The organism is Nocardia ninae NBRC 108245 (genome assembly GCF_007990755.1).
GTDB lineage: Bacteria > Actinomycetota > Actinomycetes > Mycobacteriales > Mycobacteriaceae > Nocardia > Nocardia ninae.
In genome coordinates, this window is the sequence record NZ_BJXA01000039.1 from 63,885 (window position 1) to 77,652 (window position 13,768).

The 13,768-nt window shown below is 66.1% G+C and carries 13 protein-coding genes; 5 read left to right on the forward strand and 8 right to left on the reverse strand.

Annotated features, from left to right (window positions below; all coding sequences use genetic code 11):
- Window positions 1–5 precede the first annotated feature (5 nt).
- The gene (gene glgB, locus NN4_RS25540; RefSeq protein WP_147136365.1) at window positions 6–2,144 is read left to right on the forward strand and encodes a 1,4-alpha-glucan branching protein GlgB; all 2,139 of its coding nucleotides are present in this window, start codon (window positions 6–8) and stop codon (window positions 2,142–2,144) included.
- 117 nt (window positions 2,145–2,261) lie between these two features.
- Here the strand turns inward: glgB and NN4_RS25545 are convergent, their stop codons facing one another.
- The 3 genes from NN4_RS25545 to NN4_RS25555 all read right to left on the reverse strand — a co-directional run bounded on the left by NN4_RS25545 (window position 2,262) and on the right by NN4_RS25555 (window position 4,908).
- On the reverse strand, window positions 2,262–3,113 hold the full coding sequence (locus NN4_RS25545; RefSeq protein WP_135235084.1) for a tetratricopeptide repeat protein: 852 nt from the start codon (window positions 3,111–3,113) through the stop codon (window positions 2,262–2,264).
- A 61-nt stretch (window positions 3,114–3,174) separates the two neighbouring features.
- Entirely contained in the window at window positions 3,175–3,552 is a 378-nt protein-coding gene (locus tag NN4_RS25550; RefSeq protein ID WP_107654466.1) for a DUF3817 domain-containing protein, read from the reverse strand.
- A gap of 135 nt (window positions 3,553–3,687) precedes the next feature.
- The gene (locus NN4_RS25555; RefSeq protein ID WP_147136334.1) at window positions 3,688–4,908 is read right to left on the reverse strand and encodes an acetyl-CoA C-acetyltransferase; all 1,221 of its coding nucleotides are present in this window, start codon (window positions 4,906–4,908) and stop codon (window positions 3,688–3,690) included.
- A 109-nt stretch (window positions 4,909–5,017) separates the two neighbouring features.
- Here NN4_RS25555 and mce point away from each other — a divergent pair, with 109 nt between their 5' ends.
- Together mce and NN4_RS25565 are read left to right on the forward strand one after the other, a co-directional pair.
- Window positions 5,018–5,479: a methylmalonyl-CoA epimerase gene (mce, locus tag NN4_RS25560; RefSeq protein ID WP_147136368.1), complete on the forward strand. Its 462-nt coding sequence runs from the start codon at window positions 5,018–5,020 to the stop codon at window positions 5,477–5,479.
- Between the two features lie 86 nt (window positions 5,480–5,565).
- Window positions 5,566–6,567 carry a coiled-coil domain-containing protein gene (locus NN4_RS25565; RefSeq protein ID WP_107660070.1) on the forward strand — a complete coding sequence of 334 codons (1,002 nt, stop codon included), beginning with the start codon at window positions 5,566–5,568 and terminating at the stop codon, window positions 6,565–6,567.
- A 283-nt stretch (window positions 6,568–6,850) separates the two neighbouring features.
- Here NN4_RS25565 and NN4_RS25570 read toward each other — a convergent pair whose 3' ends face one another.
- Window positions 6,851–7,159, reverse strand: coding sequence for an Rv1322 family protein (locus tag NN4_RS25570; protein ID WP_107654463.1), 309 nt, complete (start codon window positions 7,157–7,159; stop codon window positions 6,851–6,853).
- Between the two features lie 246 nt (window positions 7,160–7,405).
- Here NN4_RS25570 and NN4_RS25575 point away from each other — a divergent pair, with 246 nt between their 5' ends.
- Both NN4_RS25575 and nucS read left to right on the forward strand, forming a co-directional pair.
- Window positions 7,406–8,122 (forward strand): rhomboid-like protein, encoded by a 717-nt coding sequence (locus tag NN4_RS25575; RefSeq protein ID WP_147136337.1) that lies wholly within the window; start codon window positions 7,406–7,408, stop codon window positions 8,120–8,122.
- A gap of 69 nt (window positions 8,123–8,191) precedes the next feature.
- Window positions 8,192–8,878 carry an endonuclease NucS gene (nucS, locus tag NN4_RS25580; protein WP_135235081.1) on the forward strand — a complete coding sequence of 229 codons (687 nt, stop codon included), beginning with the start codon at window positions 8,192–8,194 and terminating at the stop codon, window positions 8,876–8,878.
- 6 nt (window positions 8,879–8,884) lie between these two features.
- On the opposite strand, the gene NN4_RS25585 is transcribed toward nucS, so the two are convergent.
- From NN4_RS25585 to NN4_RS25600, 4 genes are all read right to left on the reverse strand, one after another.
- Window positions 8,885–9,100, reverse strand: coding sequence for a rubredoxin (locus tag NN4_RS25585; RefSeq protein WP_371865701.1), 216 nt, complete (start codon window positions 9,098–9,100; stop codon window positions 8,885–8,887).
- Entirely contained in the window at window positions 9,097–10,182 is a 1,086-nt protein-coding gene (locus tag NN4_RS25590) for a fatty acid desaturase (RefSeq protein ID WP_147136340.1), read from the reverse strand. Before NN4_RS25590 ends, NN4_RS25585 begins: the two co-directional genes overlap by 4 nt.
- Window positions 10,183–10,228: 46 nt before the next feature.
- On the reverse strand, window positions 10,229–12,487 hold the full coding sequence (locus NN4_RS25595; protein WP_147136343.1) for an MMPL family transporter: 2,259 nt from the start codon (window positions 12,485–12,487) through the stop codon (window positions 10,229–10,231).
- 107 nt (window positions 12,488–12,594) lie between these two features.
- Complete coding sequence (locus tag NN4_RS25600; RefSeq protein ID WP_147136347.1) at window positions 12,595–13,236, reverse strand: hypothetical protein; 642 nt, start codon at window positions 13,234–13,236, stop codon at window positions 12,595–12,597.
- Window positions 13,237–13,768 lie beyond the last annotated feature (532 nt).

Here is a 13,768-nt window from a genome sequence, read left to right on the forward strand (position 1 = left end):
ACCTGATGCTGCTGGCCGCGGGCACCCACGGTGACCCGCACACCGTGCTCGGCGCGCACCCGCATCCGGACGGCACCGAGATCAGCGTGCTGCGGCCGCACGCGGAGTCGGTCACCGCCCGCATCGGCGGCGCCGACCATGCACTGAAGTCGTTGGGGCACGGCATCTTCGCCGCGGTGGTCCCCTACCCCGAGGTGATGGACTACCGCATCGTCACCACCTACCCGGGCGGCCGCACCATTCTCTCCGCCGACGGCTACCGCTTCCTGCCGACGGTCGGGGAACTGGACCTGCACCTGATCGGCGAGGGCCGCCACGAGCGACTGTGGGACGTGCTCGGCGCACACCCGCGCCGCTACACCACCCTCGACGGCGAGGTGGACGGGACCTCGTTCGCGGTGTGGGCGCCGAATGCCCGCGGCGTCACCGTGATCGGTGATTTCGACGGCTGGAGCGGCAACACCGCGCCGATGCGCGCGCTCGGTTCGTCCGGTGTGTGGGAGGTGTTCGTGCCCGGAGTCGGGCCGGGCATGAAGTACAAGTTCCGGGTGCACGGCGCGGACGGCCGCACGGTCGACCATGCCGACCCGATGGCGTTCGCCACCGAACTCCCGCCCGCCACCGCGTCGGTGGTCACCGAGAGCCACTACGTCTGGGACGACCAAGCCTGGCTGGACACCCGCGCGAGCACCGACCCCAACCAGGCCCCGATGAGCGTCTACGAAGTGCACCTCGGCTCCTGGCGGCCCGGCCTCGGCTATCGCGAATTGGGCGACCAGCTGGCCGATTACGTGCAGGCCGCCGGATACACCCACATCGAACTGCTGCCCATCGCCGAACATCCCTTCGGCGGCTCCTGGGGCTATCAGGTCACCTCGTACTACGCGCCCACGGCGCGCTTCGGTACCCCGGACGACTTCCGCGCCTTCGTCGATCGGCTGCACCGAGCGGGCATCGGCGTGCTGCTCGACTGGGTGCCCGCGCACTTCCCGCGCGACGAATGGGCGCTGGCCCGCTTCGACGGCACCCCGCTCTACGAGCACGCCGACCCCCGCCGCGGTGAGCAACTCGATTGGGGCACCTACGTTTTCGACTTCGGCAGGCACGAGGTGCGCAACTTCCTGGTGGCCAACGCGCGCTACTGGATCGAGGAGTTCCACATCGACGGGCTGCGCGTCGACGCCGTCGCCTCCATGCTGTACCTGGATTACTCACGCCCCGAAGGGGGTTGGGAGCCCAACGTGTACGGCGGCCGGGAGAACCTGGAGGCCGTCGACTTCCTGCAGGACCTCAACAACACCGTGCACCGCCATCACCCCGGCGTGGTCACCATCGCCGAGGAGTCCACCAGCTGGCCGGGCGTCACCCGCGGCACCGACGTCGGCGGTCTCGGCTTCACCATGAAATGGAACATGGGCTGGATGCACGACACCCTCGGCTTCCTGCAGCGCGACCCGATCCACCGCTCCTGGCACCACAACGAGATCACCTTCTCGCTGGTGTACGCGTGGAGCGAGAACTTCGTGCTGCCGATCAGCCACGACGAGGTGGTACACGGCAAGGGCACGCTGTGGACCAGAATGCCCGGCGACGACTTCGCCAAGGCCGCGGGCGTGCGGGCCCTGCTGGCCTACATGTGGGGTCACCCCGGCAAGCAAGTGCTGTTCATGGGCCAGGATTTCGGCCAGTTCCGCGAGTGGTCGCACGATCGCGGGCTGGACTGGGCGGAGCTGGACAACCCACTGCACCAAGGGATCACGGCGGCCGTGCGGGACCTCAACACGGTGTACCGCGCCCGGCCGGCGCTGTGGAGCCAGGACATCACCCCGGGCGGTTACTCGTGGATCGAGGCGAACGACCAGGCGAACAATGTGCTGGCGTTCCTGCGGTACGGGTCGGACGGGTCGGTAGTCGCCTGCGTGTACAACTTCTCCGGTTCGGTGCACGGTGCGTACCGAGTGGGCCTGCCGTTCGCCGGACAGTGGACCGAGATCCTGAACACCGACGCCGCCGAATACGGCGGATCGGGCATCGGAAACCTTGGTGCCGTCAAGGGCACTGACGAGGGTTGGCACGGCCGGCCGGCCTCGGCGACGATCGCGTTGGCCCCCAACAGCGCCGTCTGGCTGGCCCCGGACAGCTGACATTCCGTCACGTCAGGTCGACCCGTTCACCCAACGATTGCGACGACAGCGCCCCGCCACCCGGTTCGTCCGGGATGACGGGGCGAGTTGCGTTGCCGGGATGCGACGCAGGCCGAGCTAGTACAGCGCGGCAGCCAGCTTGCGACGAGCCGCGACCACGAACGGCTCGGCCTGATCGAACAATTCGAAGAGTTCGAGCAGGCGGGTGCGAGCCTTGGTGCGGTCGTCGCCCGCGGAACGCTTGACGACCGCGATGAGACGGTCGAACGCGGCCTCCGGCTGCTGGTCGAGCATCTCCACGTCGGCGGCGTCGAGCGCGGCGTCCACATTGCCGGGGTCGGCGTCGGCGGTCGCGATCGCCGAGGCCGGGATGTTCTGCGCGCGGCCGAGGAACCGCAGCTGACGCAGCGCGCCCTTGGCTTCCTCGTTGCCCGGCTCCGCGGCGATGATCGCCTCGTAGGCGGCCTCGGCACCGGCCAGGTCGCCCTGCTCCAGCGCCGTCTCCGCGGCGACGAAGCGGGGGTCCTCCGGGGCCTCCTGCGGCTCCTCGCCGCCGGGCAGCTTGCCCGCCACCGCGTCGATCACCGCGCTCAGCCACTGCCGAACCTGCGGCTCCGGTTGGGCGCCCTGGAAGTCGGCCAGCGGCTGGCCGCCCGCGACCGCGATGACGGTCGGGATGCCCTGGACACCGAACGCCTGCGCGATCCGCATATTCGCCTCGGCCTCGACGGTGGCCAGGTCCCAGGCGCCGTTCGCCTCGCCGACCAACCGCTCCAGCGTGCGGACCAGCTCGACACTGCCCGGACTGCGTTGCGAGTACAGCGCGACGACCACCGGCACCTGCACCGAGCGGCGTAGCACCTTGGTCTCGAAGTTCGCCTCGTTCACCGCGTAGTCGCCGCCGTTGGCGGCACCGGGCGCACCGGCGGGCGGTTGCTTCAAACCGGAGAGATCAACTGCCCCGGACATGGCGGCGACAGCGGCTGGCGAAGGACGGCGTGCAGCAGGTCGAGTCACGGTTTCCAGTTTGTCACGACGTGGCGGCGGCCGGAGCCCCGGATCCGGCAGAATTCGCGTTGCTCAGCTCACCGAGCTTGCCCGAGCGAACCGCCCAGATCTCGAACAGCACGGTGAAGAACGGCGGGAGGCTGGACAGCAGCGCGAGCACGGTGGTCTTCGCGTTCCAGCCGAGCTCACGCGCGGTCACGATGGCGAGGATCACGAATAGCACAAAGATGATGCCGTGCGTCATGCCGAACACCTTCACCGGCCACAGCACCGGCTCGGGGAGGCGCTTGAACACCATGCCGACGATCAGAAAAACCCACGAGATCGCCTCGAGCACCGCGATGAAACGAAACCGCTTCGCGACGGTGCTCAGGTCGAAGACATTGCCCATGCGCACCATTGTGCCGGATGCACTACGACGTGTCGTAGTGCGACGGGTCACATTCGATCGCCGCCGCCCGCCGTCCGGGCGTGCAGACGACGCGGCCCCCGCGCACCTGCGCGGGGGCCGACGACGAACTCGCTTGCGGCAGAACTAGACCCGGACAATCAGGGCATCACCCTGACCGCCGCCACCGCACAGCGCGGCGGCACCGACGCCACCACCGCGGCGCTTCAGCTCCAGCACCAGGTGCAGCAGGATGCGCGCACCGGACATGCCCAGCGGGTGCCCGATCGCGATCGCGCCACCGTTGACGTTCACCTTCGTCGGATCGATGCCCAGCTTGCGGGTCGAGGCGACACCGACCGCGGCGAACGCCTCGTTGATCTCCACCAGATCCAGGTCGGCGGGCGAGATGCCCTCGCGCGCACAGGCCTTCGCGATGGCGTTGGCCGGCTGATCCTGCAGCGTCGAATCCGGGCCCGCGACCACGCCGGCGGCGCCGATCTCGGCGATCCAGCTCAGGCCCAGCTCCTCGGCCTTGGCCTTGCTCATCACCACGACCGCGGCGGCGCCGTCGGAGATCTGCGAGGCGGTGCCCGCGGTGATCGTGCCGTCCTTGCGGAACGCGGGGCGCAGCTTGGCCAGCGACTCCGCGGTGGTGTCGGCGCGGATGCCCTCGTCGGCGGCGACCAGCAGCGGGTCGCCCTTGCGCTGCGGCACCGACACCGGGACCACCTCGTCGTCGAAGACGCCGTTCTTCCACGCCTCGGCGGCGCGCTGGTGCGAGGCCGCGGCGAACGCGTCCTGGTCTGCCCGGCTGACCGGCTCGGTGTCGTTGCGCTGTTCGGTCAGCGCGCCCATCGGCTGATCGGTGAAGATGTCGTGCAGGCCGTCGTAGGCCATGTGGTCACGCAGCGTCACGTCGCCGTACTTGAAGCCCTCGCGGCTCTTCTCCAGCAGATGCGGGGCCTGGCTCATCGACTCCTGGCCGCCCGCGACCACGATCTCGTACTCGCCGGCCCGGATCAGCTGGTCCGCCAACGCGATTGCGTTGATACCGGACAAACACACCTTGTTGACGGTGAGCGCGGGCACGTCCATCGGAATGCCGGCCGCCGCGGCCGCCTGCCTGGCCGGGATCTGGCCCGCGCCCGCGGTGAGCACCTGGCCCATGATCACGTAGTCGACCTGCTCCGGCGCGACGCCGCCCTTTTCCAGCGCGGCCTTGATGGCGAAGCCGCCGAGGTCGGAACCGCTGAAGTCCTTGAGGCCGCCGAGCAGGCGACCGACCGGGGTGCGTGCGCCGGAGACGATCACGCTCCGGGGACGGTCGGAGGCGGAGCCGAGGGGGTGGGTAGGGACAGCAGTCACGACTGAGCCTCGCTATCTAGGTTTCGCAGAGTTCCGTACTCCACGGTAACCGCTACGCCCGAGTTGCCGGTACGCAGGTAGCGGCTACCTTCGAGTAGTGAGCAACGTTATGGATTCGTCCGATTTCATCCCCGCGGACTACGTCGTCGCCATCGACCACGTCGGTGTCGCCGTGCCCGACCTGGATGTCGCGGTTGCCTGGTATGCCGAGCACCTCGGCATGATCGAGACCCACCGCGAGGTCAACGAGGCCCAGGGCGTGCACGAGGCGATGCTCTCGCTGCCCGGCGCACCCGACCGCGGGACTGCCCTGCAGTTGCTGGCTCCGCTCAACGGGGAGTCGACCATCGCTAAGTTCATCGACCGTAACGGCGCGGGCCTGCAGCAACTGGCCTACCGGGTCACCGACATCGATGCCGTCTCCGCGCACCTGCGCGCGCGGGGCCTGCGTTTGCTGTACGAGGCGCCGAGGCCTGGAACAGCGGATTCCCGCATCAATTTCATCCATCCGAAGGATGCTGGCGGTGTGCTGATCGAGTTGGTCGAGCCGAACGCGAATGTTACGCACTAGTATCAAGATCGGGCGGGCAAAACTCTTCGGAATCACATTCGCGGTCGAGTCACCATCAGGTCTCTGTAGGCTGTAGTTTGTGTGCCATGTCGTCACCTGAGTCCGATCGCAATCGCTTCGTTGCACTGCCCTTCACCGTTGTGCGCAAGGGTTATGCGCAAGACGAGGTACGCAACTACTTCGACCGCTTCGACGCCGAACTAAGGGTCACCGCTACCGACCGGGATGCTGCTGCGGCACAAGCCCGTAACCTCGCGAGCCAGCTCGAGGATGCGCGTGACGAGATCGACGAGCTCCGCAAGGAGGTCGACCGACTCTCGGTGCCGCCCACCACCGCGGAAGGCATGTCCGACCGCATCTCCCGCATGCTGCGGCTGGCCTCCGACGAGGCCTCCGAGGTTCGGGCCCTGGCCCAGGCCGAGGCTGCGGAGATGGTGTCGATCGCGGAGCAGCAGGCCACCGAGATGCGTGGCAAGTACGAGTCGTTGCTGGCCGAAACCAAGGAAAAGCGCGAGGCGCTCGAGATCGAGTTCGAGCAGACCCTGGCAAACGCGCGCACCGAATCCGCCAAGATCATCGAGGCGGCCCAGGCCGAGGCCGACCGCCTCGGCAAGGAAGCCGACGCCAAGCGCAAGGCGACCCAGCAGGACTTCGAGGTCACCATGGCGGAGCGGCGCACCAAGCTCACCCGCGCCATGGAGGAGCTGGAGGCCACCAGCCGCGCCGAGGCCGCACAGCGGATCAAGGACGCGACCGACGAGGCCAACCGCCTCATCACCTCCGCGACCCAGACCTCCGAGCGCAAGATCGCGCACGCGAAGGAACTGGCCGAGGAGATGCGCGTGCTGCGTGGACGCGTGCTCGCCCAGCTGCTCGGCATCCGCGGCCAGCTCGACTCGGTGCCCGCGATGCTCGCCGCGGTCAACCGGGAAAGCGAACTGCTGGACGGTGTTCCGGATCAGCGCAAGTCGATCAGCAACAACACCAAGCAGGTCTCCGGTTCCAGCCGCAAGGCCATCCCCGAGGTCGCCTCGGAAGAGGATGACATCGTCGATGAGGAGCGCGAGAACGCCGACATCAGCAACTAAAATCGGCGGGCCAAGCGGCGACTAACGCAGTAACCCAACCGAATTCAATCCAAGGCCGCCCCTTCACCGGGGCGGCCTTCCTAATTCCCAGGGCCACTAGGACTTCGGGATCACGCCATTGGCGAACGGCCATAAGAACATCGGGGCGCCGACTGCACGCATCAGAGCTGTCGCCTTCTCCGACAAAGACATTCGGAACGAACGCCGCGATTCCGAAGAATCCCCTTTGGCGACAAGGACATTCAGAATTTTCGCCGTACGCCGGCCGATCAGCGGCCGACGCTCACGACCAGCGGCGCGTGATCCCCCGCGTCTGGCGCCCGTTCCAGCAACCGCGGTGCCAATGCCTGCGATCGTCCTCACCACCATCGGCGGCCCACGCGACGATATGCGCAACCCCCAGCGCGATCTCGTGGTCACACCCGGGGCAGCGGTACACCTTCACCGCACGCGCACCAGGGATGGTGCGAACAACATAGGTCTCATCCCCGCCCGGCCCCGCCTCGGTCCGGCCGAAGACATCACCGAGCGGCGCGCCGCCCGTCCGCGAGCGGCCCGTGTGACCGTCTGCGCGCGGTTTCCGACGAGGCATGCTGCCAGCCTATTACTCGCGCAGAGGTGGCTCTGATCGGCCGCTACCCATCCTGCTGCGATGCCGGACGGATCGGCGGGCTCGACCTGCCGCGATCTGTCCGGATGTGGCACAGTAGGGCACCGCCGGAACGCCCCCGCCGTACCCGCGGTGACCAGGTTCGCAGCAATCTCACAGGGAATACCAGGATCGAACACAGCGGCGTCCGCAATCATGGAGAGACACCGCACAGACACGGAGGTATCGATGGCCGTCGCGACGACCACGGACGACCGCATACCGGTCGTCGGTTCTCGTTGGTGGCGACCGAGGGTGCCCGCGACCGTCGGCTATCTGTCCGCGCTGGTCATCGTCACGTCGATCTTCTCTGCGCTGAGCGATTCGGCGCAGTCGAAGGTGGTGCTGCATGCCAGCACCAACCTGCACAACCTGCTGCAAGGCCGGGTCGTCACGCTGCTGTCGAGCGCGCTGGTGATCGGCGATGTCGGCACCGCGTGGTTGATCATGCCGCTGCTGGCCTGCCTGCTCGCCTTGGCGGAGCTGCGTTTCGGCGCGCTGCACATGGTGCGCGTCTTCCTGGCCGGGCACATCGGCGCGACGCTGCTCGTCGCGGCGGGGCTCTGGGTAGCGGTCGAGTTCGATTGGATGCCCGCCAGTGTGCGCTGGAGCGAGGACGTCGGTATCAGCTACGGCGCCATGGCTTTGATCGGCGCGCTGGTCTTCGTCGTGCCGAGCAGACTGCGGATCGCTTGGGCCACAGTGTGGTTCACGGCCGCAGTGGCCGGCGTGCTGCTCGGACAGAACTTCACCAGTGTCGGACACCTGCTGGCGTTCTGCATCGGCTCGGGCGTCGGCTACGGCATGATCCGGACCAAGACGCCGGTCACTCGGCGGTTCACCAAGGTGGAGCGGGCGTTGCTCGGCACCAGTGTGATTCTGGCCGCCGCCGTCCTCTTCGGCTGAGCGACACGATGCCGCGAGTCGAGGCGGGCTGACGTCCACGGCCGTCGGTTGGTCACCTAGAGTGCTTGGGTGCGCCTAGTGATTGCTCGCTGTCAGGTCGACTACGTGGGGCGACTCACCGCCCATCTCGCGATGGCCCGCCGCCTGCTGTTGGTGAAAGCCGACGGCTCGGTCCTCGTGCATTCCGACGGCGGCTCGTACAAGCCGCTCAACTGGATGAGCCCGCCGTGCTGGCTGGAAGAGCGCGGCGCTGCCGACATCCCCGAGGGCGCGAAGGCTCTGTGGGTGGTCACCAACAAGGCCGGCGAGGAACTCCGCATCACCATCGAGGACATCGAGCACGACTCCTCGCACGAACTCGGCGTCGACCCCGGTCTGGTGAAAGACGGTGTGGAAGCCCACCTCCAGGTCCTCCTCGCCGAGCACGTGACGACCCTGGGCCCCGGCTACAGCCTGATCCGCCGCGAATACATGACCGCGATCGGCCCCGTCGATCTGCTCTGCCGGGACGCCGAGGGCGCCACCGTCGCGGTCGAGATCAAACGCCGCGGCGAGATCGACGGCGTCGAACAGCTCACCCGCTACCTCGAACTCCTCAACCGCGACCCCCTGCTCGCCCCGGTAGCAGGCGTCTTCGCCGCCCAGCAGATCAAACCGCAGGCCCGCACCCTCGCCGAAGACCGCGGAATCCGCTGTCTCGTCCTCGATTACGACGCCCTGCGCGGTACCGAGAGCACCGAATTCCGCCTGTTCTGAGGCGTATCAGCCCTCGAACGGGATGAAGTCTTCTTTGCGGGCTCCGCACACCGGGCACACCCATCCGTCGGGGATGTCGGCGAACGGGGTGCCCGGTGCGATCCCGCCATCCGGATCACCTTCGGCGGGATCGTAGATCGCTCCGCAGGTCACGCAGATCCACAGTGCGGCAATATCGTTGGGCGACCTGCCCGGCGTGGTTCGCACGCCGTCGCCGGTCACGGCTCGACCGGTCCGGCCAAGGACCCGAGCGAGAACCGGTTGCCGCGGCGGAAGGTGCCGAAGTCGTTGAACCGAACGCCGCGTTCGCGCAAGATCACCTGGCACTCCCGTCTGATCGCCTCGCGCACATAGAACGGATCGCGGACCAAGAAGTGGTGAATGGCGTGCGTGCCACCGAAGTTGAAGCACAGTGCCTGCATCGGCCACAACCACTTCGCCGTCCAGACCTGCGTCTGCTGCAGAACGTTGTGCGCTTCGACATCGCCGTAGTAGTGCAGGTTCGAGCTGACGAAATGCAGACAGAAGGTTCGAATCGCGTTCGGGGCCAACAGGGTAACCGCCAGGAAGTTCATTGCGTGATACGCGGCGTTGTGCGGGACGTTTCCGCCGAACAGCTCGTAGACGTGCACCCCGATCGCAATGTGCCACAGCCCGTAGTGGACTGCGCCCAGCGGGAAGTAGCCCAGCGGAACCGTCACCGCCAGGAAGCGGGCATCAGCGGCGTCGCGTGCCGCACGCGCCACATACTCGTTGACTATTCGATGCGTACGAAACGGCCGGGTGTAGATCCCCAGCATGGTGTCCAACAGACTGAGCAGACGATGCCCACCCCACCGCTGACCGTTGGTGATGCCGCGTTCCTCGAGATCGGACTCGGTGCCGGATACCTCATGGTGATGCAGGTGCAGACGCCGCCGGACCCACGGGTTTATGGTGCTCGGCCGAAACACCCACACCCCCAGGATCATTGCGTTGTGCACCCACTTGTTCGTGCGGAAGTACATCGAGTGGATGAGGTCGTGCTCGAGTTCGTGCAGCAGCGACAGCCAGAACGCGGTCACCACAATCGTCACCCACCAGGGCAGCACACCTACCGCATACAGTGCGGAATCTCCCACCATTCCCAGAATCGCCGCCACGAAGATCGTCATCCCGATCGCGTCCTGGTGACCACCGATCCACGGATGCCTTGTCCGCCAACGGTCACCGACGAGCATTATCTGTTCCCGAATCGACGAGATCCGATCCGCATCGTCCTCGGCGAGGCAGCGTTCGCCGGGCAGGCGAGTCGCGAGTCGCATGATGTCTCCTGTAATGGATTGCGGGATAAGGGATGCCACGTTTCGCTCAACGGATAACGGCCGCAGCGGGAACATGCTCGGCTAGTTCGCGGAGCGCCTCGGCCTGCGGCCGGCCGCGCCGGTGGGATCCCGGCCACGAAGGGAACCACCAGTTCCAACGGCCCATGATCTGCATCAGCGCGGGCACCAGAATGAGCCGGATCAAGGTGGCGTCGATGATCAAAGCGACAGCGATGGCGAACCCGAACGACTTCAGGCCGTTGATCTCCGACACCAGCAGGCTGCCGAACCCGACAGCGAGAATCACCGCGGCCAGCGTGATCGACCGGGCGGTGCTTTGCAGACCGACGGCGACCGACCGGCGGTTGTCGCCGGTGGCCCGATACTCCTCCTGGATCCGGCGAACGAGGAACAACTCGTAGTCAGTCGACAACCCGAACAGTACGACGAACACGATCAACGGCACCTGCGGCCAGATCAGGCCTTGATTGGCCAAGCCAGACGCTTGGTCACTCACATCACGTTGGAATACCAGCACGGTGAGTCCAAAGGACGCTCCCGTGGCCAGCAAGCTCATCAGGATCGCCTTCAACGGCAGGATGACGCTGCGGAGCACGACGACAAGCACCGCGAACATCAGAGCCAGCACCCAACCGACCACCCACCACAGCTTGGTCGATGTCTCGGTGAGGATGTCGCTGATGAGTGCGCTAGGACCGCCGACAGTCACCGGGAGACCGGGCGGGGCATAGGTCGGAGCGATATCGGTACGAATCCGTCGCACCAGTTCGACGACGTTCTGCGAAGTCGGTAGGTGCTTCGGGACCGCGAGCACCGCAGTGAGATCCACCCCATTGTCCAGCTTCGACACCGCGGCCACTTCCGGATCCGCACGCAGGGCGACGAGGAGAGGCTCGACGTTCGGTTCGGCAGAATCGGCAGGTCGACTCAGCAGGATTGTTACCGTTGCACCAATACCGGGAACGTCTCGGTCGGTGATAGCAAAGCCGGTGATCACCGGTGTATCGGCCAATGCTCGGGCTTCCGAATCGAATCCGAGCGTCATGTTCGGTGTCGGCACTGCCGCCAGCAGTAGACCGGCGGTCACCGCGATCGTGTACGGCCACGGGTGGCGCATCAGGTGGTCGGCCCAGCGGGTCAGTCGTCCTGCCGCCTCGCCATTCTCGCCGCCCAGCCGTGGGATCCCCCGGGGCCGCCATTCGAGCCACTTCGTGAGGGCTACCAGAACTGCGGGCAGCAATGAAACCGAGGCCACTGCTGTCGCTGCGATAACGGCCATGGTTCCGACCGCAGCAACCGCGAAAATATGCCAACGGACCAGAAACAGGCTCACGCAGGCAAACAACAAGATAAGTGCGGAGTAGACCACCGTCCGTCCGGTGGTGGCAGATGCCGCCCTGATGGCCGCCAGCGGGTCGGCACCCTTCGCCAATTCTTCGCGGTAGCGGTTCATTACGAACAACGCGTAATCGATGCCGATGCCGAGTCCGATGGCGTTCACCCCGATCAGCAACATGCCGTCGACCGGGAAAATATCGCGGATCACCGCGAACAGGCCCAGGGTGGACAGCACCGATGCGGCAGCGATCACCACCGGCACCAGTGCCGCGACCGGTGCGCGCAGACCAACCAGCAGCACAAGGATCGCGGCGGGCACCGCGACCAACTCGATGCGCATCAGATCGGATATCTCGGCTTCCTGCACCGCCTGGCCGAATGCCGTTCCCCCGAGCAGATAGGCACGCACCGCGCCGGCCGACGCGGCTCGGGTTGCCTCGTCGATCACGGCCTGCTGGACCGGTACTCGGTTCTGCCGTAGCCGGTCGTCGCCGGACATCCCGACAAGCAGATACGCCGTGTGCTCGTCGCGGAACAGCGGGCGCAGTGGTTCGAGTGTTTCGGTCAGGACCTGTACCGGACGGGCATCGCCGACCCTCGGCAGCAACACCATGCCGTCGACGCCGTCCATCGGACCCAACGCGGCGATCGCGGCGTTGATCGCCGCATCGAACGTCGGATCTGTCGAGCTGTGCATCGGTGAATGCAACACCGCGATCATCTGGTCATTACCGAAGGATGGCAGGCCCGCACTGATCAGCCTCCCGGCTCGTTGTGACTCGGAGCCGGAGACCTCGATCGTCGGGGAGGACACCGATCCCAGCAGGTATGGCAGGCCGATGAGGCCGATAACCGCGGCCACCAGCCATCCCGCGAACACTCTGCACCGATACCGGACCATCAGCACCGCCAAGCGCGCAAGCGGATCCCCACGCCCAACAGACACACGCCACCCCCTTCGAATGACTTCCGCCGCTTACCGCGTCGCGTCGACGATTGCCGGCGCGACGCGGCGAAAAGCACGATCATTACCGAGCCGACGGAACCGTATATCTACTCCGGCGCCTCGGACTGAGTGGTATCGATATCGGTCACTGTGAAATCGCCGGTCGGGACGCTGTCGCAGGACGTTACGCCGTGATTGTTGATCTTGGCTTTCGCCGAGAAAATATCGTCGGCATCAGGGCCTTCGGGGCCGGACTTGACCTTGGCGTCCAATTTTCCGGTCTTTCCGTCCAACTGGAGGGTAATTGTCACCGTCCCGTTCTCGATTTCTATCTCGTCCTTCTTGCCATTCCCATCATCGTCTTCTTCCTCTTTTCCCTTACCCTTGAGCTTCGAGGTCTTGATAACACAAGCTTTGCCATCGTCACTGGGCTCAGCGCTGATGTCCGTTGCACTACCGGTACCGTTGCCGGCGCACTCACCCGGGAATTCGCCCTTGGCGGTGGCCTTGAAGCTGGATCCGTCCTTGGAGATGGTGACCGAGCCTTTGCCATCGGCACAAGGCTCGTTCGGGGCTTCCTTTTGCGCGTCGTCGCCTTGTGCCGAGGAGCCTGGGGCGTCGACAACTGTGTAACCGAGAGCGGCCACAGCCATCAGCCCTGCTGCGACAAGACCAACGTGCCGGGTCATCCTGCGGTGACCGCCGACCGCATCTGCCGAACTGGATTCCTTCGTCGTTTCAATTGCCATCGCAAACCTTCCCATCGACTGTGAGACCAACGAACCAGGCCACCGGCCGGCGATTCAGCCGGGCCGGGGTTGTCACGATCCTGCGAGAGTCTGGTGAAGAATTGGACTGCGGGCAGAACCTACCATCCGGAATGGTCATCTAGCATTCGTCGCCATAGGGCATCTGGATGGAAGGAATTCGGCAAAATTGTTTGCGCACAAGAGGATCGGCCTGTCGGTCGAAAGTCCAGACCGTATGGGTCGGTCCGTCCGGGTGCGTCGGACTGAACCCCGTACACCGCGCTGGCAGCTCCGCCGTCGCGCAGGCCCTAAGCGGTAGTCGCAGCCGCGCAGCCCGCCTGCGATAGTGCAGCCGCACCGTCTTTCGAGATCCGCACCGCTTCTCGGGATCCGCGCATTGACTCTGGACTTCCGCATTGGGTGCGGATCCCAAGGGTGTGCGTATTTTCCGCCGTAGCGGGGTGGTCCGGGTCGCTGGGTGGTCTGGAAACGACGAAAGCCCCCCAGCTGTGCTGGGGGGCTTTCGTGAATG

Coding starts and splice junctions, on each gene's coding strand:
- mce (WP_147136368.1), top strand. CDS start 5,018: ATGGATTCGTCCGATTTCATCCCCGCGGACTACGTCGTCGCCATCGAC.
- NN4_RS25545 (WP_135235084.1), bottom strand. CDS start 3,113: ATGTCCGGGGCAGTTGATCTCTCCGGTTTGAAGCAACCGCCCGCCGGT.
- NN4_RS25575 (WP_147136337.1), top strand. CDS start 7,406: ATGGCCGTCGCGACGACCACGGACGACCGCATACCGGTCGTCGGTTCT.
- NN4_RS25550 (WP_107654466.1), bottom strand. CDS start 3,552: ATGGTGCGCATGGGCAATGTCTTCGACCTGAGCACCGTCGCGAAGCGG.
- NN4_RS25570 (WP_107654463.1), bottom strand. CDS start 7,159: ATGCCTCGTCGGAAACCGCGCGCAGACGGTCACACGGGCCGCTCGCGG.
- NN4_RS25565 (WP_107660070.1), top strand. CDS start 5,566: ATGTCGTCACCTGAGTCCGATCGCAATCGCTTCGTTGCACTGCCCTTC.
- NN4_RS25600 (WP_147136347.1), bottom strand. CDS start 13,236: ATGGCAATTGAAACGACGAAGGAATCCAGTTCGGCAGATGCGGTCGGC.
- glgB (WP_147136365.1), top strand. CDS start 6: ATGCTGCTGGCCGCGGGCACCCACGGTGACCCGCACACCGTGCTCGGC.
- NN4_RS25590 (WP_147136340.1), bottom strand. CDS start 10,182: ATGCGACTCGCGACTCGCCTGCCCGGCGAACGCTGCCTCGCCGAGGAC.